Origin of the sequence: Virgibacillus sp. MSJ-26 (assembly GCF_018918075.1) — a bacterium.
In the GTDB taxonomy this organism is placed as follows: Bacteria; Bacillota; Bacilli; order Bacillales; family Amphibacillaceae; genus MSJ-26.
The window spans coordinates 88,400-113,621 of sequence record NZ_JAHLPW010000004.1; the positions used below are offsets into that span (position 1 = coordinate 88,400).

At 38.1% G+C, this 25,222-nt stretch carries 22 protein-coding genes and 1 riboswitch; of the genes, 10 read left to right on the forward strand and 12 right to left on the reverse strand.

What is annotated here, in order from left to right:
* Positions 1 to 127: 127 nt before the first annotated feature.
* A riboswitch (cobalamin riboswitch) is annotated at positions 128 to 320 on the reverse strand.
* 82 nt (positions 321 to 402) lie between these two features.
* A complete protein-coding gene (gene gltC, locus KQI49_RS04320) occupies positions 403 to 1,308 on the reverse strand; it encodes a glutamate biosynthesis transcriptional regulator GltC (protein ID WP_216487132.1) in 906 nt (301 codons plus the stop codon).
* 308 nt (positions 1,309 to 1,616) lie between these two features.
* Here gltC and gdhA point away from each other — a divergent pair, with 308 nt between their 5' ends.
* On the forward strand, positions 1,617 to 2,999 hold the full coding sequence (gene gdhA, locus KQI49_RS04325; protein ID WP_216487133.1) for an NADP-specific glutamate dehydrogenase: 1,383 nt from the start codon (positions 1,617 to 1,619) through the stop codon (positions 2,997 to 2,999).
* A 123-nt stretch (positions 3,000 to 3,122) separates the two neighbouring features.
* Positions 3,123 to 3,845: an SIR2 family NAD-dependent protein deacylase gene (locus tag KQI49_RS04330; RefSeq protein WP_253286670.1), complete on the forward strand. Its 723-nt coding sequence runs from the start codon at positions 3,123 to 3,125 to the stop codon at positions 3,843 to 3,845.
* 674 nt (positions 3,846 to 4,519) lie between these two features.
* Here the strand turns inward: KQI49_RS04330 and KQI49_RS04335 are convergent.
* The 3 genes from KQI49_RS04335 to KQI49_RS04345 are packed head-to-tail and all read right to left on the reverse strand — an operon-like array spanning position 4,520 to position 7,342.
* A complete protein-coding gene (locus tag KQI49_RS04335) occupies positions 4,520 to 5,314 on the reverse strand; it encodes an ABC transporter ATP-binding protein (protein ID WP_216487134.1) in 795 nt (264 codons plus the stop codon).
* A 3-nt stretch (positions 5,315 to 5,317) separates the two neighbouring features.
* Entirely contained in the window at positions 5,318 to 6,301 is a 984-nt protein-coding gene (locus KQI49_RS04340) for an ABC transporter permease (protein WP_216487135.1), read from the reverse strand.
* A gap of 57 nt (positions 6,302 to 6,358) precedes the next feature.
* Positions 6,359 to 7,342, reverse strand: a complete 984-nt coding sequence (locus tag KQI49_RS04345) for an ABC transporter substrate-binding protein (protein ID WP_253286671.1) — start codon at positions 7,340 to 7,342, stop codon at positions 6,359 to 6,361.
* Positions 7,343 to 7,624: 282 nt separating this feature from the next.
* Between KQI49_RS04345 and KQI49_RS04350 the strand changes: the two genes are divergently transcribed.
* The 5 genes from KQI49_RS04350 to KQI49_RS04370 all read left to right on the forward strand — a co-directional run bounded on the left by KQI49_RS04350 (position 7,625) and on the right by KQI49_RS04370 (position 14,744).
* Complete coding sequence (locus tag KQI49_RS04350) at positions 7,625 to 8,908, forward strand: L-lactate MFS transporter (protein ID WP_216487136.1); 1,284 nt, start codon at positions 7,625 to 7,627, stop codon at positions 8,906 to 8,908.
* 184 nt (positions 8,909 to 9,092) lie between these two features.
* Entirely contained in the window at positions 9,093 to 11,441 is a 2,349-nt protein-coding gene (locus KQI49_RS04355) for an FdhF/YdeP family oxidoreductase (RefSeq protein ID WP_216487137.1), read from the forward strand.
* A gap of 22 nt (positions 11,442 to 11,463) precedes the next feature.
* Positions 11,464 to 12,258: a formate dehydrogenase accessory sulfurtransferase FdhD gene (gene fdhD, locus KQI49_RS04360; RefSeq protein ID WP_216487138.1), complete on the forward strand. Its 795-nt coding sequence runs from the start codon at positions 11,464 to 11,466 to the stop codon at positions 12,256 to 12,258.
* A 523-nt stretch (positions 12,259 to 12,781) separates the two neighbouring features.
* Positions 12,782 to 13,513, forward strand: coding sequence for an SDR family NAD(P)-dependent oxidoreductase (locus KQI49_RS04365; protein ID WP_216487139.1), 732 nt, complete (start codon positions 12,782 to 12,784; stop codon positions 13,511 to 13,513).
* 268 nt (positions 13,514 to 13,781) lie between these two features.
* Positions 13,782 to 14,744 (forward strand): DUF6612 family protein, encoded by a 963-nt coding sequence (locus KQI49_RS04370; RefSeq protein ID WP_216487140.1) that lies wholly within the window; start codon positions 13,782 to 13,784, stop codon positions 14,742 to 14,744.
* 55 nt (positions 14,745 to 14,799) lie between these two features.
* Here KQI49_RS04370 and KQI49_RS04375 read toward each other — a convergent pair whose 3' ends face one another.
* From KQI49_RS04375 to KQI49_RS04390, 4 genes are all read right to left on the reverse strand, one after another.
* Positions 14,800 to 15,339: a cysteine hydrolase family protein gene (locus KQI49_RS04375; RefSeq protein WP_216487141.1), complete on the reverse strand. Its 540-nt coding sequence runs from the start codon at positions 15,337 to 15,339 to the stop codon at positions 14,800 to 14,802.
* Between the two features lie 55 nt (positions 15,340 to 15,394).
* Entirely contained in the window at positions 15,395 to 16,183 is a 789-nt protein-coding gene (locus tag KQI49_RS04380; protein ID WP_253286685.1) for a DUF4097 family beta strand repeat-containing protein, read from the reverse strand.
* Positions 16,184 to 16,188: 5 nt separating this feature from the next.
* Positions 16,189 to 16,737: a DUF1700 domain-containing protein gene (locus KQI49_RS04385; protein WP_216487143.1), complete on the reverse strand. Its 549-nt coding sequence runs from the start codon at positions 16,735 to 16,737 to the stop codon at positions 16,189 to 16,191.
* Positions 16,738 to 16,912: 175 nt separating this feature from the next.
* The gene (locus KQI49_RS04390; protein ID WP_216487144.1) at positions 16,913 to 17,596 is read right to left on the reverse strand and encodes a DUF421 domain-containing protein; all 684 of its coding nucleotides are present in this window, start codon (positions 17,594 to 17,596) and stop codon (positions 16,913 to 16,915) included.
* A 168-nt stretch (positions 17,597 to 17,764) separates the two neighbouring features.
* Between KQI49_RS04390 and KQI49_RS04395 the strand changes: the two genes are divergently transcribed.
* Positions 17,765 to 18,514: a DUF3891 family protein gene (locus KQI49_RS04395; RefSeq protein ID WP_216487145.1), complete on the forward strand. Its 750-nt coding sequence runs from the start codon at positions 17,765 to 17,767 to the stop codon at positions 18,512 to 18,514.
* Between the two features lie 372 nt (positions 18,515 to 18,886).
* Here the strand turns inward: KQI49_RS04395 and rlmN are convergent, their stop codons facing one another.
* Positions 18,887 to 19,954, reverse strand: coding sequence for a dual-specificity RNA methyltransferase RlmN (gene rlmN / locus KQI49_RS04400; protein WP_216487146.1), 1,068 nt, complete (start codon positions 19,952 to 19,954; stop codon positions 18,887 to 18,889).
* 144 nt (positions 19,955 to 20,098) lie between these two features.
* On the opposite strand from rlmN, the gene KQI49_RS04405 reads away from it, so the two are divergent.
* Both KQI49_RS04405 and KQI49_RS04410 read left to right on the forward strand, forming a co-directional pair.
* A complete protein-coding gene (locus tag KQI49_RS04405) occupies positions 20,099 to 22,045 on the forward strand; it encodes an SEC-C metal-binding domain-containing protein (RefSeq protein ID WP_216487147.1) in 1,947 nt (648 codons plus the stop codon).
* A gap of 145 nt (positions 22,046 to 22,190) precedes the next feature.
* Entirely contained in the window at positions 22,191 to 23,204 is a 1,014-nt protein-coding gene (locus KQI49_RS04410) for an LLM class flavin-dependent oxidoreductase (protein WP_216487148.1), read from the forward strand.
* Positions 23,205 to 23,260: 56 nt separating this feature from the next.
* Here KQI49_RS04410 and KQI49_RS04415 read toward each other — a convergent pair whose 3' ends face one another.
* The 3 genes from KQI49_RS04415 to KQI49_RS04425 form a co-directional block, all read right to left on the reverse strand.
* Positions 23,261 to 24,199, reverse strand: a complete 939-nt coding sequence (locus KQI49_RS04415; RefSeq protein ID WP_216487149.1) for an aldo/keto reductase — start codon at positions 24,197 to 24,199, stop codon at positions 23,261 to 23,263.
* A 17-nt stretch (positions 24,200 to 24,216) separates the two neighbouring features.
* Entirely contained in the window at positions 24,217 to 24,456 is a 240-nt protein-coding gene (locus tag KQI49_RS04420; protein ID WP_216487150.1) for a hypothetical protein, read from the reverse strand.
* 239 nt (positions 24,457 to 24,695) lie between these two features.
* Positions 24,696 to 25,175, reverse strand: coding sequence for a PaaI family thioesterase (locus tag KQI49_RS04425; protein WP_216487151.1), 480 nt, complete (start codon positions 25,173 to 25,175; stop codon positions 24,696 to 24,698).
* Positions 25,176 to 25,222: the final 47 nt, after the last annotated feature.

Here is a 25,222-nt window from a genome sequence, read left to right on the forward strand (position 1 = left end):
GGTGACTTATTGCCATTCGGGAGGATAACTAAAAAACCGTTCCCTCTAGTTAAGAGTGAACGGCTAAAAAACGACAGAAATATGTATAATAAAATTTCTACCGTTTCAGTTTCCTTCACCCCGGAAATGAAATCGACAAGTACTGGCAGGTCTCCTGGCTCGCGCATCAAACCTACTAGGAACCTTCCCGTATCATGAAACTTTCATGATGATACAGTGGTTTATCCGTTCGTTAGCACTTACAGTTGGGGGGACAGCTTCAGAATTACACTGAATTCCCTTTTAAAACATGCTTTGTTACCAACACTTGAAACACTATATATAGTGTGTACATTATTATTTTTCCTATATATTGTAGATTAAGCCTAACATATGTAACTATCATTTTCAAATTTTTAATTACTAGTTTTGAAAATCCTCGAGTCGACGGAAAAACTGTACTAGAAAATCATAAAACACTTCTTCAGTCGGAAGCAAGTCTCGCCCCTTTGCTTTGATGACACCAACGGTTCGAGTGACTTCAGGATCAACAATAGGTATACGAACAGTCGTCCGAGGGATACTATCAAATAATGTGATTTCAGGAACCAATGAAACACCAAGACCGGCAGATACAAGTCCTTTAATAGAATCAATATCCCTTCCTTCAAAAGATACAGTAGGCTGAAACCCTTGCTGTGCGCATGCATCAACAGCAAGATCTCTTAATACATACCCTTTTGGGAACATTACAAACGCATCATTCTGCAATTGACCAACCGTTAATGATCTTCTCCTAGCTAATGGGTGACTTGAAGGAAGTAAAGCTATAAGCCTTTCGGTAAATAAGATTTTTGTTGTTAATTTTCTCTTATTTTGCGGAATTGGGCCAAGGACTGCTAAATTTATATCTCCTCGAACAACAGAATCAATTAAGTCATGATAAGACCCTTGATTTAAATTAAAATTAACATCAGGATACTCTTCGCGAAAGGCTGAAATGGCATTAGGTAAAATATATGAAGCCAAGCTACTTGGAAAACCAACTCGAACAGTTCCTCTTTGCGGATCAGTATATTCTTCAACAACTTGCTTAGCATGGTTAATAACTTGAATAGCTTCTTCCATATGATCCAAAAAGATTCTACCTATTGGGGTTAACCTGACATTACGTCCTTCCCGGATGAATAAATCGACCCCAAGCTCAGCTTCTAAGTTGAAAATCTGACGGCTAATTGCCGACTGAGCCACATGAAGCGCGTTAGCCGCATCTGTCACATGTTCTCTCTTGGCAACTTCAATAAAATATATAATTTGTCTTAACTCCATATTTTCCCGCTCCTTTCCTTTATTATCTCATAAAGTCATCAATTATATCTATAATTAATATTGATTAGATGAGTTCAATCATGTAAAATAGATTGTATCTAAAAAATTCCAAATATTATTAAAGAACAAAAGCACGGGGAGTGACATGACTCGTAAACTGGAATTTTTTTATAAAGCAATACGATGAACGATCGATGAATGAGTGATGTAGTTAAGATAGAAAATCCCGAACTACTACTTATTTGTAACGACCACAAGCTAAATAATGAAACTTTTTCACTTTATAAAAGAGAGGGGAGGATGCACATATGAGTTTGTATAATCAATCTGTATCAAAAATTGAACATCACACCCAGACTTATTTGGATGATGTTTATAAAAAGGTTACAGAACGCGATCCTCATGAAGAGGAATTTCACCAATCGATCCATGTATTTTTCAATTCCATCAAATCTACTCTAATTAAAAATCCCACTTACATCGAGCATAATATCCTAGAGCGACTCGTTGAGCCTGAACGGACAGTTGTCTTCCAAGTTCCATGGGTTGATGATTCCGGAAAGACACAAGTCAATCGTGGTTTCAGAGTCCAATTTAACAGTGCTATCGGCCCCTATAAAGGTGGCTTACGCTTCCATCCGACAGTAAACATGAGTATTGTGAAATTTTTAGGCTTTCAACAAATATTTAAAAATGCATTAACTAACCAGCCAATCGGTGGGGGTAAAGGTGGGTCTGATTTTGACCCAAAGGGAAAGTCAGATCAAGAGATTATGCGATTTTGTCAAAGCTTTATGACGGAACTTTCGAAGCATATTGGTCCATATAAAGATATCCCTGCTGGCGATATTGGTGTTGGAGCTAGAGAGATTGGTTATCTTTTCGGTCAATATAAACGCTTGCGTGGACAGTATGAAGCCGGAGTCCTTACAGGAAAAGGACTTCATTATGGTGGCAGTCTCGGTCGAAAGGAAGCAACCGGGTATGGTGTGATTTACTTCGTCCAAGAGATTCTCAAAAGCTTTGGACTCTATTTAGGTGGCAGAAATATTGTCGTTTCTGGGTCTGGAAATGTGTCTATTTACGCCATGGAAAAAGCTATAGAACTCGGTGCAAAAGTTGTCGCTTGCAGTGATTCCAATGGCTATATTTATGATCCCAATGGTATTAACCTTGAAACAGTGAAACGAATTAAAGAAGTTGAGAAAAAACGTATTTTTGAATATATCGACCACCATCCTAGCGCAACATATGTTGAAGGTTGTTCAGGTATTTGGACAATTCCTTGTGATATTGCACTTCCTTGCGCGACACAAAATGAAATTGATGAAACAATGGCTCAGACCCTTATTAAAAATGGCGTGAAAATTATCGCTGAAGGTGCCAATATGCCTTCCACTGAAGAAGCTATTCGCATTTTGCAGGAGAATGATATTATATTCGCTCCAGCTATGGCGGTAAACGCTGGTGGCGTGGCTGTTTCATCACTGGAAATGAGTCAAAACAGTTCTTTCTCTAGCTGGACGCTTGATCAAGTCGATACGAAGCTGCAACGCATTATGAAAAGTATTTATCGAAGTTGTATTGAAGCCGCTGAAGAACATAATCAATCTGGTAACCTCGTAGTTGGTGCTAATATCGCAGGGTTTAAACGAGTGGCGGATGCAATGATTGACCAAGGTGTAGTATAATACAGATAGATGATCTATATAAACATGGTTTTCACTCAAAGTGAAACCATGTTTTTTAATGACATTTCAATTGATGTGTTCAACTTTGACTTCTATTTTTACTATTTAGGAGGAGTGATTAGATTGAATAAACTTACTGATCTATTAAAGTCGTCAAGGCATACTGTCGTTTTCACGGGAGCTGGTATGTCTACCGAGAGTGGGCTGCCCGACTTCCGCTCACCGTCACGGGGATTATGGGCTAGATTTAATCCAGATGAACTTGCAAATATTGATGCATTGGAAACAAATCAAGATGAATTCTTGGAATTCTATCGTTATCGTTTAAATGACATAAAAGACATTAGCCCACATGAAGGTCACTATATTTTAGCTGAATGGGAGAAGGAAGGTTTAATCGATGGTATTGTGACACAAAATGTTGATGGATTCCACCATGATGCTGGAAGTGAAAACGTTATGGAAATCCACGGGACATTCAGATCCCTCTATTGCCATGATTGTGGTAAGGAACAGGATCATGAGGCCTATCGAGAAGGTGCTGTGCACTGTTCTTGTGGTGGACCCATCCGTCCAGGGATCGTTCTATTTGGCGAAACATTACCACAGGACACTTTTTTAAAAGCAGAAGAAATAACGATGCAAGCTGATTTATTCATCGTACTAGGATCATCACTCTCTGTCACACCAGCCAATATGTTTCCTATGTTAGCAGAACAAAACGGTGCTAATCTCGTCATCGTCAATCGCGAACCAACACCATTCGACTCTCACGCAACATGCGTTATCCAAGACACAGGAATTAGAGACGTTTTAATGGAAACAAATCAAATTTTAAAAAGTTAATAACCTTTGCTCCACAAAAAAAGGCCACATAACCTAACCATTAACAATAAGGTTATGTGCCTTTTACAGTACTATCGTATTTATTAAGTTAAACTAATTCACATAATCCATAAACTGTGCAGTAACTAACGGACTGCATTCAAAGCAAGCGTAATCGCGACCGTCTGGAATCGCTCCGGCGGATGCTTTCCGCGGGCACGGCTTCAGCCTCCTCGAGAAAACCACTCTGCGGGGTCTTCAGGCACGTGGGACTGCACTATCGTTCGCCCCATCGAAGACCATTTGCTATTTCCGCAAGAGTCACCGCCCTGCGCTCACCCAGACTATTAAAGTCATTTGTTTCAGTTATAAGATTATTCTTTACAATGATAGTACGCTGAAAACAGCGAAGGAAAAACGCAGAGACTCCTGGGGCTGCAGCAAGCTTCGCCCCACCGAAAATCTTTGTGGGAGCTAATGTTTTCGGTGGGACGAGCATTTAGCGCAGTCCCAGAGGCCTAGATGAGACCCCGCAGAGCGTAGCTCGAGGAGGCTCATCAGCCGCCCACGGAAAGCGTAGCGTTTTTTCCGTAGCGAGGGTGTTATCACCTACTTTAACAGAGCGGAAAGAAAGCAACTATGTCGCAGTTTATATCAACCGCATTTGAGTTAAAAGATATAATATTTTAATTACATTAACCTAAAACAGCGCGATCATCTTCGAATTGTTCTCCGCGAATACGTTGGAATTCTTTTAGTAAGTCTTCAATAGACAACTGTTTCTTTTCTTCCCCGTGAATATCCAAAATGATTTGACCCTTATCCATCATGATTAATCGGTCACCTAAGTCAAGCGCTTGTTGCATATTATGGGTTACCATCAAAGTGGTTAAACCGAATTCTTCGATCACTTCTTTAGTCAATGCAGTAATTAACTCAGCACGAGATGGATCAAGTGCAGCCGTATGTTCATCAAGCAAGAGAATATCAGGATCAGTAAAGGTTGCCATTAGCAAGGAGAGAGCTTGCCGTTCTCCACCTGAAAGAAGCCCCACTTTTGCTTTTAGACGATTTTCCAATCCTAAATTTAAAGTTTTTAAATAATCTTGAAAGAGTTCCTTTCTCTTCTTTGTGACTCCGAGCTTTAAACTCCTCTTTTTATTGCGGGTGTATGCCATAGCTAGGTTTTCTTCAATTGTCATGGAAGGAGCCGTTCCCGCCATCGGATCTTGGAAAACACGACCAATTAAAGCTGATCGTTTATATTCAGGCAACGTCTGAACCTGTTTTTTATTAATGTAGATATCTCCAACGTCAGGGAATAAATTTCCTGAGACAACATTCATCAATGTTGATTTGCCGGCACCATTACTTCCAATAACTGTGACAAATTCTCCTTCTCGTAAGTTTAAATTAATATTAAGCAAAGCCTTTTTCTCATCAAAGGTCCCTTCATTAAACGTCATTGATACATCTCTTAAACGAAGCATTATTTATACCTCACCTGCCCGTTGCTTTTTTAAGATTGCTTGCTTTTCCAATCGTCGCTTTTTCTCTTTACGAGTACTCATTATTTTAGGAGCAACTAAAGCGGCTATCACTATAACAGCAGTAATCATTTTCATGTCCCCGGTTTCCAAGAAATCAACACGTAAGGCTAGAGTCACGACCATACGATAAATGATTGCTCCACCAATCACAGCTAAAGTGATTCTTGGAATTGTCTTTTTACCGAATAATGCCTCTCCAATGATAACAGAAGCAAGGCCAATAATAATCATTCCGACTCCCATCTGGGCATCAGCAAAACCTCCTAATTGAGCAATCAATCCTCCAGATAATGCTACGAGCGCATTTGAAATTCCAATGCCAAGTATAATCAAAGTATCGGTATTAGCTGAGAAGCTGCGAATCATCTTGATATTATCACCTGTTGCTCTTAAAGCGAGTCCGATATCTGTTTTCAAAAAGTAATCTATCAAGAGCTTAATCGCTAAAGTTATGAAGATCATCATGATAACAATTGACCAAGTTTTGGGCAGGCCAGTTACCCCAAGTGATGATAAACCATTATTGACAAACGTATCGATACTTTGAATGAAAGACTTTGATTCTACCTGCTTAAAAAGAGTTGTGTCACTCAATGAGATATTAGATTTGCCCATTATTCTCAAATTAATGGAATAAAGGGCAATCATCATTAAAATCCCAGATAATAAAGCGTTTATTTTACCCTTTGTATGGAGAATACCTGTTATACAACCTGCAATAAATCCTGCTACAGCAGCAAAGAGACTAGCCAATACTGGAGGAACACCGTTAACAATCATAACAACTGCTACAGCAGCTCCGGTTACAAAGCTTCCGTCTACAGTTAAATCTGGAAAGTCTAGTACGCGAAATGATAAGTAGACACCTAGAGCCATAATAGCATAGATGATACCTGATTCAACGGCACCAAATAAAGCATAAAACATAAGATTCTCCTTCCTGCCAAACTGTATATTTTAACTTTTTAAAACACTATTAGCATATTATTCTGATTCAGTCTCAACAAATTCCGCATCATCCCAATCTTCATCCCACTCAATTCCCTGTTCTTCTGCCGCTTCTTTATTAATAAACATTTCAATCTCAGGTGGGTATTCAACAGACATGTCTTCTGGACTGTCTTCATCTGTTAAAATATCTACTGCCATTTCACCTGTCCGGTAGCCAATTGAATAATAATCTATGCCGTAGGTAGCGAACCCACCTTTGGCAAGTGAATCTGGTTCACCTACGATGAGAGGTATTTCCTGATCATTGGCCACACCAACAACACTATCAAGAGCAGAAACAACCGTATTATCCGTTATTATATAAATAACATCTGCTTCATCTACAATTGTAGAGGTTGCTTGCTGTACCTCAGCAGATGTAGATACTGTGCGTTCAGTAAATTCAAGATTTGTATTTTCAGCCGCCTCTTGTACTGCTTCTATTTGAGCGACTGAATTTTGCTCTCCTGAATTATAAACCAATCCAACTGTCGCATTATTAAAATATTTATCGATAAAGTTCACTGTTTCTTTGATAGCATCAGGATGCAAATCAACAACCCCAGTAATATTTTCTCCTGCAGCATCCATATCCTCTACCAATTCAGCCCCAACAGCATCGGTTACAGAAGTAAAGACAATCGGAATATCTCCTGTAGCATTTTTTGCACTTTGGGCACTTGGCGTTGCATTAGCAAAAATAAGGTCAACCCCATCTGCAACAAAGTTGTCCGCAATGGGTTTTACATTATTTTGATCGCCCTGTGCATTCTGATAATCATATTCGACCTCCACCTCAGCATCTGCTAATGCATCCTGAAAGCCTTCATAGGCTCGATCAAGTGATGGGTGCTCGACAAACTGCGTGACACCTATCTTAAACTTATTTCCATCTCCACTTGCTTCATCTGAATCACATGCCAGTAATACTAGCATGCTAAGGAGAATAATCCCCATGACTTGTAGCCTTTTTTTCAATGTCTTTTCCTCCTGTTTATATATTTAAAATTTTAAAAAAGTTAGCAAGAATTATACCATACTAGGAAACTTAGTCAAGCACATTCTTAATGAATTGAAATAATCTTTTAAATTCTTGCTAACTATTTACTATAAGATAATACTGAATAGACTATTTTCATTTCCTTATATATGTGACACATTTGTGAAAATTATAGTTGCTTTGTATCCGCTGTCATGGTAGTATTCTCGGTAATAAAAAAGAAAATTTAAAAAATTCATTATCGAAAGGAGAATTTATGAATGCGTAAAGTAAAAAATCGGTGGTTCATTGCTGCTTCTGCAGTGGGAATCCATATTTCTATTGGATCAGCTTATGCTTGGAGCGTTTTCACAAACCCAATGGTCGATCAATTTGGTTGGGATACAACTCAAGTATCTTTTGCATTTAGTCTTGCCATTTTCTTTTTGGGGATGTCAGCGGCCTTTATGGGACGTTTTGTTGAAAGAAATGGTCCGCGTAAATCTGGTATGTTGTCTGCCCTTTTTTTTGGCGTAGGCGTGGCAGGTTCAGGTATTGCAACAATGCTTGGTTCATTGCCATTGCTTTATCTGTTTTACGGAGTTATTGGAGGAATTGGGCTGGGTATAGGCTATATTGCGCCTGTATCAACACTTGTTAAATGGTTCCCCGATCGACGCGGCTTAGCAACTGGACTAGCCATCATGGGTTTTGGTTTTGCTGCATTAATAAGTGGTCCTGCAGCTGCTGCATTAATTGATAGTGTTGGATTGAATGCAACCTTTTTTATCTTAGGTGGTATTTACTTTATCGTCATGACTGCCTCTGCTCAATATCTTGCACCACCGCCTGAAGGATGGGTTCCTAAAGGGTTTGAAGAAGCAAAAGAAAATGGGACAAGCAAAATCAAGGAAGACTTATCCCAACTTACCGCTAACCAAGCGATTAAAACAAGACGTTTTTGGATGCTTTGGTTTATGCTTTTCATCAATATAACATGTGGAATCGCTATACTTGCTGTCGCTTCCCCAATGGCTCAGGAAATTACGGGTATGTCAGCGATTGCTGCTGCAGGCATGGTTGGTTTATTAGGATTATTTAATGGTGGAGGGCGTCTTGGATGGGCAGCCTTATCAGACTATATTGGCCGTCCAAATGTCTATACAGCCTTCTTTGTCATTCAAGTTGTTGCTTATTTCTTATTACCGATAACCACGAACGCATTTATGTTTCAAATTTTATTATTTGCTATTCTTACCTGCTACGGTGGAGGATTTGCTTCTGTACCGGCATATATTGGCGACCTATTTGGAACAAAACAACTTGGTGCGATTCACGGCTATATTTTAACTGCTTGGGCAATGGCTGGTGTTGTTGGTCCCGTCCTTTTATCACTTATCTATGACACAACGCAGAGCTATAATTTAACATTAATTATATTTGGCGTCATGTTTGCTATTGCTTTAGCTCTATCACTCTGGATTCGCGTAGATATCAAACGATTACAGACGGAAAAAGAAAAGGCACACAATCAACGCACAGTTAAAAAAGCAGTTAAAGTTTGAAAAATACTCATCGAACATTTTGAAAGGGGCCGCTATACGATATCCTAGTCTGATATAGTTGTTGCGGCCTGCTTTTTAAGCTATTATAGAGGATGATGATTAACGTTTCATTCGTAAATTAGGAAGTTATTTTTCTAACTATTAAAAATATTTTATTTTTTATATTATAATGGAGGGGTGTTTCATGAAAACTAAACATACCGGACCAATTAAGTTATCAAAAAAGCCCATGCCCAGCCTATGGGCGAGTAAGATACCATTTGGTTTAGGTAAAATTAAACCACATCATATTCGTGATACTGCTAAAGTCGTTTGGGAAAATAAAGATAATCTCCCATATGCTACACGGATTCTAACTCAAGGAGTTTGCGATGGATGCGCTCTTGGTGTGCAAGGATTAAAAGACCAAACACTTACAGGCCCTCATTTATGCACTACACGTTTAAATGTCTTGCGTCTGAATACAATGGGGCCAATGGATGAAGATATTCTCCATGCCGATATAGATGATTTACGTAAAATGAGCAGTACAGAACTCAGAAAACTTGGCCGTATTCCATATCCATTAATCAGGAAACCAGGCGAACGACGTTTCAGCCGCATTTCTTGGGACGATGCAATGAACCAGATCGCGTCTAAAATGAAAACAATTGAACCAAAACAAAATGCTTTTTACCTTACATCCCGCGGCATTACAAATGAATCTTACTATGTCGCTGCTAAAGTGGCCCGATATCTTGATACGAACAATATTGATAACGCTTCCAGGATTTGTCACTCACCATCTAAAACCGCGTTAACAAGATCGGTTGGTATCGGAGCATCAAGCTGTAATTACAAAGATTGGATTGGAACCGATGTCCTTATTTTTTGGGGCTCTGTAGCTGCAAACAACCAGCCAGTGTCAACAAAATATATGTATGCAGCCAAGAGAAAAGGAACGAAAATTATTATAATCAATCCGTATCACGAGCCATCAATGGATAATTACTGGATTCCATCTGTCGCTGAATCTGCCTTATTTGGAACGCAAATTGCTGATGATGTCTATCAAGTCAATATAGGTGGAGACATTGCTTTTATGCACGGCATCATGAAGCATTGGTTTGATATGGAAGATAAGCAGCATGGGTCAGCAATCGACCATAAATTTATTAAAAATCATGTAAATGGAATAGATGATTTAAAAGAGCAGGTCACCAAATATAACTGGGAGCAGCTAGAAAAATCTTCCGGTTTAAGCAAAGAACGTATGATTGAACTTGCTGAACTGTTAGCTAAATCAAAGTCTGCTGTATTTGTCTGGTCAATGGGACTGACACAACATCGCTTTGGCACGGATAATATATCTCAAGTCGCAAATCTTGCTTTATTGCGTGGTTTCTTAGGCCGAGAACATTGTGGCCTCATGCCTATTCGAGGTCACTCTGGCGTACAGGGTTCAGGCGAAATGGGTGCCGATCCCTTTTCATTACCAGGTGGGAGCATGAACGACGAGGGAAGAACCCGGGTAGAAAAGGTATGGAATTTTGACATTCCTGACTGGCAAGGTGATATCGTTGGTGTCTCTTTAGAAAATGCCTTACTACCTGAAGATCATGAACGAAAACTTAAACTCTACTATATGTCAGGTGGAAACTTCTTAGAAACAATGCCTGAACCTGACTTTGTTAAGAAATGTCTGGAAAGCGTAGACATACGTGTTCATCAAGATATTATTTTTAATACGTCAACCTTCGTAGATGCCAAAGAAGCGGTCATCGTTTTACCTGCTATGACTAGGTATGAGCAGCCAGGTGGTGGGACATCCACATCAACTGAACGGATGGTCTACTTTTCACCTGAAATTAAAGGCCCCCGCATAGAAGAGGCGAGATCAGAATGGGAAATTTATGTGGATCTTGCCAAGAGAGTCAAGCCTGAAGATAGTCACCTCATTGATTTCAAGGATGCTTATGCGGTTCGTGACGAAATTGCTCTTGCAGCACCAAATTATGACGGCATCCAACACCTTAAAGAAAAAGGAGACCTTTTTCAATGGGGAGGCGCGTGGCTATGCGAAGATGGCATTTGTCCGACACCCGATGGCAAAGGACACTTAATCCCAGTTGAAATTCCAGAATTACGAAAACCAGAAGGACATTTTTATGTCACGACTAGACGTGGAAAACAATTCAACTCGATGATATACGGTGAAAAGGATCCCTTCAATGATGCTGATCGATATGACGTTTTAATGAACAAAGAAGACGGGAATAAGCATGATATAGATGAAGGCGATGCTATTGTGGTTTATAATAAATATGGGTCTTTTAATGGCCGGGCTAAATTCGAACCAATTAAATCAGGAAATGTCGAACTCCATTGGCCAGAAGGAAACTCATTAATTGCGAAAGGCGTGTATGAGAAATATGCGGGCATTCCGGAGTATCATGCCGCTGTTATCGTTGAAAAGGCAGAAACTTATTACGCCCACAAGGATACAAAATACGTTGAAAAACGTGTAGAGGAGCTTGAAATGGAAATTAGTTAATTAAGAATGAAGGTGAGAGAGGATGAACAATACAGTTCAAAAAGGATGGGAAATTGTCCGTTTTAATGGCGATAACCCATCCGAACAAGATGACATCATAGCAACTGAATTTCCACTTACTGTTATGTTGAATGGGCAAGAATTTGCAACGATGGTCTGCTCCCCAACAGATTTGGAGGATTTGCTCGTTGGCTTTCTAGCCTCAGAAGGTATGATTCTCTTCAATGATGACATTACATCACTATCCATCGATGAGAAAAATGGCTTTGCTTATGTTGAGCTAAATAAACCGCTAGAACTCACCGAACATGACCACTCAAAACGATTTATCGGCTCATGTTGCGGTAAAAGCAGACAATTTTACTTTAAAAGTGATGTAAAAACAGCCAAAACAGTGAGAAGCCAACTGTCTATATCAGTAAATCAATGTTATTCACTAATGGAACAGCTCCAGGACCTATCCATGCAGTTTAAAAACACAGGCGGGGTTCATAATGCAGCGCTTGCCACTGTAGATAGCATCTTAACGATACGAACGGATATTGGACGACACAATGCACTAGACAAAGTATATGGCGATATTTTAAAAAATCGCAGACCATTAAAAGATAAAGTTATCGTATTTAGTGGTAGAATTTCATCTGAAGTTCTTTTGAAAATATCCAAAATAGGGATAGGTATTTTAGTGTCCAAGTCTGCTCCAACCGATCTCGCTCTAAAATTAGCAGATGACCTAGGAATCACCGCAATAGGATTTGTGAGAAATGATAAAATGAACGTATACACCCATCCCGAAAGAATCGCAGAAGTTAATTAGACAATCAAAAGCGTAAGCGTCCGGGTAGCCCCGACAAGCTTAAGCAAGGAGTCGTCGTGGTGTTTTTTGCCACAGAGACTAATTGCTTAAGACCTCGAGGGGCTGGACGATAAAGCTAGACAATCAAAAGCATAAGCGGCCGCGGCCGGATAGACGTGGACAGGAACTCTTATATTTCTCACACAAAAATACCGAACTATTCCATCCGATGAATAGTTCGGTATTTTTAATTAACAGAAAGTATTAATTGCACACTAAACCTAACTCAATCCAAGATTTTTCGTATATCTCATTTTTCGATATCAAATTGAATTAGTGCCTTTGTTTCCAGATGAATTAAAAATAATCGTGACCACTAATTCAATTTTCGACCGTTTCTATCTAACAAATCTGTTCGATCACACCTTTTATGTCTTATTTTCGACTAAAGTTTGTATTATTATTCACAAATAAGGGGAAAGCTAAAATAGCTTTTTTCATTATAGTATAATTAAGATGAAGACAAAATATGGAGGTTATTGAAATGGGAAGATTAGATGACAAAGTAGCCATAATAACAGGTGGAGCATCTGGAATTGGATATCGTATAGTTCAATCATTCAAACAAGAAGGCGCAACGGTTATTGCTGCTGACGTTAATGAAGAAGCTTTAGAAAAATTAAATGAAGATAATGTTCATGGATTGAAACTTGATGTATCGTCAGACGAGGGTTGGGAAAAGCTCGTTAAGCATGTTGATAAGAAATTTGGCAAAATTGATATTCTCGTAAACAACGCAGGAATTACATCTGAAAAGCCAATTGACCAAGTAACTTATAATGATTGGGAGCCCCTATCTAAAATCAATAGCTTTGGAACCATGCTTGGATTGAAATATGTAGGTTCATATATGAAAAAGCAACAAAAAGGATCCATAGTTAACCTATCCTCTGTCACCGCACAAGTGGGCATGGGATTAAATTCTTATTCAGCCTCAAAAGGGGCTGTACGAGCTATTTCTAAAGCAGCTGCTAGTGAATTTGGACATGCAGGTGTAAGAGTTAATGCGGTATTCCCGGGGATTATTAGAACGCCTATGTCAGAGGGATTAGAATCGAGCTCTGAGACTTTAGCACAGATTGAAGCTATGACACCTTTACAGCGGATTGGCGAGCCAGAAGAAGTTGCTAATGCCATTCTATTTTTAGCTAGTGACGAAGCATCATTTATAACTGGTGCTGAACTTGCTATTGATGGAGGTTACTCAGCTCGGTGACCTATTCACCACTTAGCTACGCTTGAAAATGGAGACTTTTTGGCTGAAAAAAATTAAAATGAAACATCACTAAAATGAGATACTTCTTAACAATCACTTAAACGCTCATTCAATAATATTGAATGAGCGTTTTTTTACTATCTCCAATTGAACACTCCTACAAAATGCTCATTTTTATGAATAATATAGTATTTTCAACCTATTGATGAAACTTTTACAATCTTGTATCGTACTAATAGTGTGTATATTAACAAAGGGGATGAAAAGTTTGAAAAAGTGGTTATACGTCTTATTATTATCTATTTTAACTTTAGGACTTGCAGCTTGTAATGATACTGCGGAACCAGTGGAAGATGCAAGTGCGGAGGAAGAAAGTGCCGATGCCGATGAGGAAGAGAATACTGAAGGCACTGAAGTGGACGAAGATGAGAATGAAGAGGATGAAGAAGACGAAGAAGAGAATGCTAGTGAATTAACAGTGATGGAAGTATATGAAGAGGCTCTTAAAGCTGCTGAATCATTAGAGAGTACAGCATTAACAATGAACATGGAGCAAGAAATGACCTCACCTGATGGGGAGGAAAATATAACGACTAGTATTCAAAGTGAAACAGAAATGACAGTCGATCCACTTACTATGTATCAGGATATGAAAACTAGCGCACAAATGGATGGAGAAGACATGGATTCTAACATGGAAATGTATGTAACTGATGAAGCCTTATATATGTATGAAGAACAGCTAGATGAGTGGATCAAACTCGACACAGGAATGATGGGTGACATTAATGAACTGGCTAATCAGGAAGACCCTGCAGATCAGTTGAAAATGTTTGAACAGTTTGTCTCTGATTTTGATTTTGAACAAACAGATGATGAATTCATCTTGAAAATCGATGTGGATGGCGATGAGTTTACATCAATGATGGAAGAAATGGTCGGAGACTTTATGCCTCCTGAAATTGTAGAAGGAATGGCTGAAGAAGGCGTTGATATGTTCGAACATATGAAAATAAATCACATGAATTATGAAATGTATTTAGATAAAGAAACCTTCGACCTTACCCAGTTTAATATGGATATGGACATGGATTTAGAAATCGATGATGAAAGTGTTGCTATTGTGCAATCAATCGAATCGACATATTCTAATATCAATGAAATTGATCCTATTGAAATTCCTGAAGAGGTAGAAGAAGCAGCAATTGATGAAAGTGAACTTGAACTTTAAGATATAGTATTAAAAATCCTATTCTTGAGATCTAAGAATCCAAGAATAGGATTTTTTACGATAGTTTTAATTTATAATGTTCAACGTACTCTTCATAATCTAATACTTCTATAGCATTTGACCAGTGTAAGGCAGTTCCCACGAAGTCTGGAATGTCAAGCCCATTCATTTCATATGTGTCTGCGTTATTGACCGTCCCTGTGGCATCTTCAATAAATGTGACTTCATATCCTCGGTCAAATGCGCTTATTGCAGTAAACATACAACAAAATTCTGTATTAAATCCACTGATAAAAAGCTGGGTTACTCCTAAGTTTCCTAACAAAGCGGATAGCCCAGTCCCATGAAACGAACTCGGTGTTTTTTTTTCAAAAATATAGTCTGGATAATCACTTAATGAAGGATGTAACTCTGCACCTTCTGATCCTTTAAATAATGGACTCTCTTCAATATCATCAACATGCTGCATAAAAATGACAGGGAGATCACTAGCTTTAAAATCTCTTATAATACCCTCTATTTTTGCTAACTGTTTATCAAAATTGCTAAAGTTAACAATACCATTTTGAACATCTATTACTAGTAGAGCTTTCATTCTATCACTCAATTCATTGTAAATTTAAAGAAAAGAAACTATTTCTATATTAAAGTTATTTTTCATCAACCCTTATATTACCAACATCTGTTGTCATAGAAACAACGTATTCTGCATTTTTGTTAATATAACTCCCTCGTTCACCAAACACCCTTACATTGCCAACAGATGAATCAGCATTGAAGGTAACATTATTTGGCACTTCAGGAACAGTTAAACCAACTTTCCCTACATTTGAAGTTATTTCCATATCATCTTGGATCTCATTAATATTAATCATAATATTACCGACATCACTTTTAGCGTATATCTTACCTTGAACATCATTTAAAGTAAGATTTCCCACGTCAGTCTCAGCTACAATGGAATTAGCCGAGACATTTTCGATTGTTAGGTTGGACACATCAGTTTCTGTAGTTAAGTTTTCAACGCGAATACCATTTACCTCTGTATTGCCAACATTATTTTTAACGACTAAAGAATTAAATTGCTTATCTGGTAAATAAAGATAGACTTGTAGTTTATTGCGAAAGTTTAAGTTAAAAAATGAAAAATTAAAAAAGCGTTTTTTACCTATGTTCACTTTTAATTCCGTATTATTTTCTTCAATGCTCACCAGTTCGTCAGTTGATCTTGCATTATATAGAGAACCTTTCCAACTAATTTCTATATTATCTGATGTTGAAGGAATGACTTTGACATTACCCATATCACCATCTACCACAATATGTTCGAAATGGTCTGATGAGAGTGAGACTTCATCCTCAACCTCTTCCCTACCAAAAAAGGTCTTTCCTGTTAAAATAACACCAATAACACCAACAACAATAAGTAAAGTAGCCATAATTCTCACGATACCTCCCCTTTCATTAGCCTTATATTCCAAGACACATATTGATTAAGATAATGCTTTCCTTTTTTCATTAAGGTCAATAAAAAAGGGAAGACCAAAATGCTAATACCACATAAAATAAATGAGAGAAATAACTCAAATAAATGTCCAGCACCAAAAAATAATTTTAAGCTAACAAGTATTGGTAAAATCGTAAATAATCCACATGAAATAACAATTCCAAAAAAGCCTCCGATCACTCCGATAGCTGGCCCTAGTACGATAATAAGGTTAAATAGAATTAAAGAAATCATAACAATAATTGATTGCGTTGAAGAGGAAACATGAGATTCTGTATGTTGAGTAGCTTGCTTCTGCGATGTCTTAATATCTTGAGCTATATCAAATGGACGACCCAAAGATTTAACAGTGTCTTCTTCAGATAACCCGTTGCCACGTGCTTCAGAAAAATAATCTCTATAGTCTTCGAGCACAGCCTCAATTTCATTGTCGGGCAGTCCTCGCAGTTCAATCGTTAATTGCTTTAAAAATAAGTGTTCGTTCATAATCATACCTGCTTTCAAATCAAATTCTTCTGTTTGAAATATATGTATGTAATATCGAGTTATTCTAAATATAATGGAAACTATTCAATCATGCAACACTATTCAGAAAAATTATTATGTTTACCAAAAAAATCAGCAAATTCAAAAGCACTGAATCTGCTGATTTTATATTTCCCTATTGTAAATATTTCGGAGGCGCTTGTTCATGCCCTCCCTTTTCAACCTCTTTAAAAATATCTTGTGTTTGATGTTGAGATTGTTTGCTTGATGCTTGTTTTCTTTGACTATCCATTTGATTATAAGATGCACTTGATTGCTGTTGCTGCATATAATTGGTTGAATTAGCTAGAAGTGTACTTAAAGACATATTAATCTGCTGTGATAATTGCTGTAGCTCTTTTTTCGTAACAGGACGGGCCTCATCCTTTAATATAAACCCCAATTGACCGTTCGCTTCTAATGTAGCTGTTTTCACATCACTTATTTTAGAAACATTTTTTTGACGTAACTTCATCTCAAGTTGATCAACAGTCATGCGCAATTGACTCATTGTCTTCTCATTAAGTTCTCCATTTTCAATTAAGACCTTTGACTTACCCGTAATAACCTTTTCAAGAGTGTCACTTTTAAGCTCTACATATTCCATCAATAAAAGTGTGCCGACCATTATTGCTCCAATTAATAAGGTAAACCAGACATTTTTTCCGACAACTGGTTGGATGAGTAATGTACCGATAGAGACCATAATGACTGTTTGGGCAATCGTCAGTTGGGATATGGATTTCCTTCCTGCAATGCGTAATAAGGCAGTTCCGACTACGACAATCAATATTGTTTTCCATATAAAACTCCAGTCCATTAGCGCCAAACTCCTTTTTAAGTTAATTAATATATAGTTTGGCTGCAAACAGGCTAATTATGTGAAAAGGGAATGTGTGACTTTTACATTTGATGAACAAGACAAAATTGCGTAGACTAGATTAAAAATAGCATGAGTGAATATTTTTATGGCAAAAGGATGATTCTCATGATTATTCGTGAACAAAATGATGCATTCATTATGATTAAACAGCATGATCACGCACAAATATCAAAAAGACTATATCAGCAGTTGCATAATCATTTGCTTCCTGAAGAAGACTCTTCCTCCCTAGAGTATGCCATTGCTCAACATGATTGTGGTTGGATACCTTTTGATGAGGCTCCTTTTTGGAACGATCAACAACAGAGCCCCTTTTCATTTACCAACTATCCGACAGAACCAAAAACAGTTATATACGAGTATGGAATTAATATGGTTGAGGAAAATGACTTGTATGCCGCCCTCTTATGCAGCGAACATTATACACGTTTTTTAAATAATAGTTCAAATGCTTCAGCCACGGGGTTCGTTGAGAGAGAAAGAGCGAGACAAGAACGAATTAAAGATCAATTGAATACGAAAGAAGATGTATTTTTAAAGCACTATGAAATCTTACAGTTCTTTGATAACTTATCTTTATACATTTGTCTGAACGAGCCAGGAGTGGCAAAAGAGGATGAGCATTATTTTTTTAAAAAAGGGATTAAGCTGCCACAAATTTTTGCTGACAACCGGATTCTAACTCCAAACTGGAAAACAGATAAAACTATTGAGTTAAATAAAGACCTGTTCACGAGTCCTGCTACCATTCCTTTAAAACAGAAGATTGTCTCAAAGCAAAATATTAAAGACAAAGGACTGCAAAAAGCCTATTCAAATACGAATACGGAAGTAGTTTTACTTTATGTGAGTTAAGCAACAGATATTAAGCCTAAATTAAACCGAACAAGGAGTGATTAAAACACCCCATTGTTCGGTGTGATTTTGAATGTGTATGTGTCGTACCTTACTTCGAGAGAGGGCTCTCGATTAAAAATCACGTCTCACACTTACTTTTGAATGTGAGAGGCGTCCTCTCGATTAAATTTCGCGTCTCGCGCAAACTTTTGAACGTGAGGAGCGGTCTCTCGGTTAAAATTCGCAACTCACGCAAACTTTTGAACGTGAGGAGCGATCTCTCGGTTAAAATTCGCAACTCACGCAAACTTTTGAACGTGAGGAGCGATCTCTCGATTAAAATTCGCAACTCACGCAAACTTTTGAACGTGAGGAGCGGTCTCTCGGTTCTTAGCTAACGCTTTTCTTCTTAATTTGCTTACTTCTTAACTGGCCGCATGCTGCATCGATATCAGCACCATTTTCCCAGCGGACACCTGACTGCACACGGTTCTTTTTCAGTGTTTCATGAAAATGCTGAATCACATCTGATTCACTGCGTTCATATTGAATATGCTCACTCACAGGGTTATAAGGAATTAAGTTAACATACGCTAGATGGCGAATCGGATGCAATAGTTTAGCAAGCTCCTCTGCTTCCTTTTCATGGTCATTTACATCTTTTAACATAATATATTCAAATGTAATGCGTCGATTCATTTTTTCTAAATAATAATCGACCGAAGCCATTAACTTTTCAATCGGAAAGGCTCTATTTATTTTCATAATACTTGTGCGAAGTTCATCATTTGGCGCGTGTAAAGAAATAGCCAAATTGATTTGTAACTCTTGATCTGCAAACTCTCGTATCTTATGTGCGAGACCACTTGTTGAGACAGTAATATGGCGCGCGCCGATCGATAGTCCTTCTTGATCATTCACAACATTAATAAAGTTCATCAAGTTGGTGAAATTATCTAATGGCTCACCAATTCCCATGACGACAATATGACTGACACGCTCATCTTTTCCTTGATTGTCTAGGTGTTCTTGAACTTTCATTATTTGCTCAACAATTTCCCCGCCAGTTAAGTCACGACTTTTAGAGAGGATACCACTGGCGCAAAAAGTACAGCCAATATTACAGCCTACTTGTGTCGTCACACAAACAGATAGACCATAATTAAAACGCATTAATACCGTTTCAATCAAGTTGCCATCTGCCAGTTTAAATAAAAATTTAATTGTGCCGTCCTTTGATTCTTGTTTTATTTCTTCTTCAAGTGAATGTAAAACAAAGTTCTCTTCCAACATAGCGATACAATCTTTATTGACATTTTTCATATCAGAAAAATGCTTTACGCGCTTTTGGTATAGCCAACCCCACACTTGCTGGGCACGAAACTTTTTCTGACCGCGTTCAACAAGCCAATCAGTCAATTGTTCATATGTTAATCCGTAAATGGATGGTTTACTCATTTTCAATCCTCTTTTCATGATACTCATCTAACAATCATACAAAATGAGAGGCAAAGTAGCAAGTCTTTTTTCATTAAAAGCCTTGTCCACATCTGCCTCATCCTTCATAATGAAAGTTAATGAATAACTTGTGAGGTGTTCGTAATGAGTAAACCAAAAAGAAACGACCCATGTCCATGCGGTAGTGGCAAAAAATACAAAAAATGTTGCGGTGCAAATAATGTCATTGAGTTTAATCCAGGGCTATATAATAATGAACTCGAGCAATTAAACATGGAATTGATGGATTTTGCCGTGACTCATTTTAACGATAGATTAGTCGAGTTATCTCACCAGTATGTAGAAGCATATTTAAGTGAAGGTGATGAAGAAGAAGTCGATGCGTATCTTTCTCTATTAACGGCTTGGATTGTCTTAAAAGAGCCCATTAAAAATAACAAAACTATTTTTGACGTGTTTTATAATACAAAAAAAGATAAAATAAAACATCCTCGAACCAAAAATGTTTTTTCTTCATGGCGTGGTGAAGCCCATTGTAGTGTTTTTAAAATTGAATCTGTTAAGGATCACCCTGTACCACATATGATACTACAGGATCTTAAAAACTTTCAGACCTATCAATCTTTATTTAATGATGATTTAGATTATGAGATAGGTAATATTGTGGCTGGTACGCTAATTCCTTACGTAAATATGCATGATTTCCTTTACAGTATGCTTCAATTTCCTGCTGAAGAAGAAGGAAGCATACTAGCAGTGTTAGATGAAATAGAATTGAATAAAGAAAAACTCTCTGAGGTATACCCTGAGTTTTTAGCGAACGTTCTGAAGTCTGAAGATGACTTTACACTACGATGGTTTGATGATCGTCACAAAATGACCGCCCAACTTTTTGCGGATCATATGCTGGCCAAGAACTTTAGTGAACAGTTGATTCAATCTGGCGTTCTTTTTTGGAATGTTTATTGTCTTAGAAAAAACCCTGACATTAAAAAGCCTGGGGCACATGCTGCTGCGCTTGAGTATTTGATTCAACTCACCTTTGTTGAAGGTGAAACAATCACCCAGTCCCAAGTTGCCAAAGAATATAACACAAACGCTGGCACTGTCTCAGCCAATTATCGAAAAATGGCCGAGGTGATGGCAAGTCACATCGATGAATTTGATTTATTAAATAGTGACACCATTGAGCAGCCCACACCTTCAGCCACTTTCCCAAGCGACCCTAGAAATATGGGTACATTGAATAGTGAACGAGATTTGTTGGCTATTCAGAACTTATTATCTGAAAAGGAATTTGCAACGTCTCAGGAAGCGAGTGATTATATTAATGACTTGCTTGCAAGCGGAACAATGCCTTCTACACCTCAAGAGCCTCGCTATATTGCACAGGAAATAATTCATGAGGCGCTCAGTAAACATGGAAATGAACAGGACCAACTTATAGAACAAGCTTTGGATATTTATCCTAATAGTCCTGATGCCTACTTACTTTTAGCCGAAAAGGCTTCTACACCGCAGGCATATCGTAAACGAGTACAACAAGCGGTTAAGGCTGGAGAAAAGGATTTGGGTGAAGAGTTTTTCCAGGAAAACAAAGGCCATTTTTGGGGGTTGATTGAAACTCGTCCCTATATGCGGGCAAAAGCAGCCTATGGCATCTCGCTTGAACAAGCAGGCTTTGATGAGGAAGCCGTTAAACAGTATGAGGAGTTGTTAGAACTAAACCCAAATGATAATCAAGGTATTCGAGAACTAATATTACCTCTTTATATTCAGTGTAGAGATTTTAAATCTATTAACAAACTGTTCAATGCATACAAAGATGATATTACAGCTGCATTTCTGTTCAGTAAAGCTTTAGTCAGCTATTTCACTGAAGGTTTGTCGACTCAATCCATTCGCTTACTAAAAGAAGCAGATACTCAAAACCCATACGTTATTGATTACTTGCTTGGCAATAAACAAATCCCAGAGCAAGAGTTTGAGTATATCGGGTTGGGAGATGAAAGAGAAGCCATTGTTTATGCACAGGGGTACGCTCATCTTTGGGCAGATGCTAAAGACCTACTTAAAACATTGAAAGAATAAATGATTCTTGAAAATAAAATCAATTTAAAGTAGTTAGGTCTAGTTAGTTCGTGTCATACCTACTTCGTTTCAAAACGGATTATTGGACGGTTACTCATAAACCCGATATCATTTTCTATTAAGGAAACATTATAGGAGGGCTCAAATGCTATCAAAAAATGTGAAAAAATTTAACAATATACCTTTATCAATTCTTGATTTAGCACAGATCAATGAAGGCGGAACTGCAAGAGAATCTTTCCTCAACAGTGTTGACATTGCTCAGCATGCAGATAAGTGGGGGTTTAATCGTTACTGGTTCGCTGAACATCATAATATGCCAGGAATTGCGAGTTCAGCAACATCTGTCATTATTGGCCATGTAGCTAGTCAAACAAAAGACATCCGTGTTGGGTCTGGTGGAGTTATGTTGCCTAACCATGCAACACTTGTGATTGCAGAACAATTTGGTACGTTAGAGGCGCTTTTCCCTGGGCGTATCGATCTTGGACTAGGACGAGCACCTGGAACCGATCAAATGACAGCCTTTGCTTTGCGTCGTAATTTAAACGAAGGTGTAGAAGATTTTCCAATGCAAGTGAATGAGCTTCAGGATTATTTTTCAGATGAACCAAGGACTCATGTTAAAGCAATCCCTGGAAAAGGTGCACATGTCCCACTATGGCTACTTGGATCAAGTGGATTCAGTGCCCAGCTTGCGGCCCATAAAGGACTCCCTTTTTCATTTGCAAGCCACTTTGCACCTGACTATCTATTCGATGCACTGAAACTTTATCGTGATAAATTTGAAGCGTCCGAATCTCTTGAAAAGCCACATGCCATGCCGGCAGTTAATATCATAGCGGCTGATACACAGGAAAAGGCCGAGTATTTAGCGTCGTCACAACAGCAACAGTTTCTAAGCCTACGTCGTAATCAACCGTCCAAATTCCAACCACCACGTGACATGGAAGAAGTTTGGACAGAAACAGAAAAGGCCGCTGTTGGGAAAACATTAGATTCACCTGCAACAATTATCGGTGATTCTGAATCTGTTAAGCGTCAACTTGAAGACTTTATTGAGCAAACCGGTGCTGACGAAATCATGATCGCCTCAGCCATTTATGATCACAAAGAGCGTCTTCGTTCCTTTGAAATTTTAAGTGAGATGATGGATTAACTTTAAAAAGAAGCTGTCCCCCTCTAAAGGTGCAGCTTCTTTTTTAACGTAGTATATTATTTTTCATTAAAGATTTGACTGATCTCTTCTTTTTCCTCTTCGCTTAAATAAACATCCATTGTCCGTAAGTTACTTTCAACTTGTTCAGTACGTTTCGCTCCTGGGATAACAACATCAATAACTTCTTGTGATAAGTACCATGCCAGCACAAGATTCGCCACTTCAGTTTCCCTCGCATTCGCTAAATTGCGAAGTTTGTCCACTTTTTCCAGGTTTCTTAGAAAGGCTTCTCCTTGGAAATGAGGCATATCTTTCCTGAAATCATTAAATGTTGTATCTTTTGTATAGTGGCCTGCTAAGATTCCTGAAGCAAACGGGAAGAAAGGCACAAATGATAAATCATTTTCTAAAACATATGGGAAAAGCGTATCTTCCACTTCACGATTTAATAGGTTGTAATGATCTTGAATCACATCGACATACCCATCCTTATTTGCTTCTTTTAATTGTTCTATTGAAAAATTAGATACACCGATTGCTCGGATTTTCCCTTCATCCTTCAAGTCCTTCAATGCTCCTACCGCCTCATCTTTCGGGGTTTCTTCATCAGGATGATGGATATAAAATAAATCGATGTAATCAGTCTGAAGTCGTTTTAAGCTTGCTTCCACTGTTTCTTTTAGAAAATCAGGATCATTCGTTTTAATGATTTGATCACCTTTATAAATATGTGCACCTTTTGTTGCGAGAACAATATCTTGGCGTCTGCCCGTTTCTTTTAATACCTCACCAATAAGTTCCTCAGAACGTCCTTTTCCATAACTAAAGGCAGTATCAATAAAGTCCATATCTTGTTCAATAGCTGTTCTAACTACATTTTTCCCTTCCTCTTCATCTAAATTAGGATAAAGGTTATGGCCTCCTACAGCATTAGCTCCAAGTCCGACTGGTGTGACCTCTAAATCAGTTTTTCCAATTCTAACTTTTTTGCTCATTAGTTATCGCCCCTTCATTACTTTTCAATCTTTGTTTCAATTAATCTCTTTATACCCTCTACATCTGACATTGAAAACAAATCAAGATCAAATTGAGATTCTCTTCCACTTTTCAATTGAAGAACGAGTAACGAACTTACTGTATAATAATCTTCTATTTTATCGTACCTTATCCTCTCTCGCGGTGTCCACGAAGACCGATAAATTGAAAGGTGATCGTCATGTGCTCGAACATACGCTTTTTGAGGCTTATTCATATTGTGGATCCCTTGATAAACACTCGTCAATACTGCTAAAAGTTGGATAATTAATAATAACGGAGTGATGGTTCCCTTTAAATATACATCCAAATATATGGTCAATAATACCCCTAACGCACCTAAAAACCAGCCAAAGCCTTTTAATGTCCATTTCTTTTGATTACCGTAATAAAACGGTCATATAAAAGTCCTTTCATAGAATAATAATCCACGTCTCTTAAAGGATCCTCTCGTCATTACTTTTTCATAAATGTATCCGGCATAACTGCAGCATCGACTTCTCCCTTAACAACACACTCATCACCTGCATACACTTTTGTGTGTATTTTCCACTTCTTCGGATGAATTTCTTCGGGTGTGCCAATGGCTTTTAAAGGAACCCCTGCTGGAGTTGGCTTTAAATAATCCACATGAAGAGAAGCAGTTACAAAGCGAGGTGGCTCCGTCCCATCACCCAGTTCATGCCCATTTTTCTTATGTAATGCCGCTGACGCTGATCCTGTTCCATGACAATCAACCAACGATGCAATCAATCCACCATAAATAAATCCAGGAATCGCTTTATGTTCGGGACGTGGTTCATAAATGGTGATTGTGTTCTCACCTTCCCACCCTGTTCTTAAATGAAGTCCCTCTTCATTAAGACGACCACATCCATAACACCATGAATAATCATCTGCATAAAAGTCTTGCACTGCCTTTTTTACGTCGCTCATCAACTTCTAGCCTCCCTTTTTGTTTAAGTATATCATGAACTGCTTTA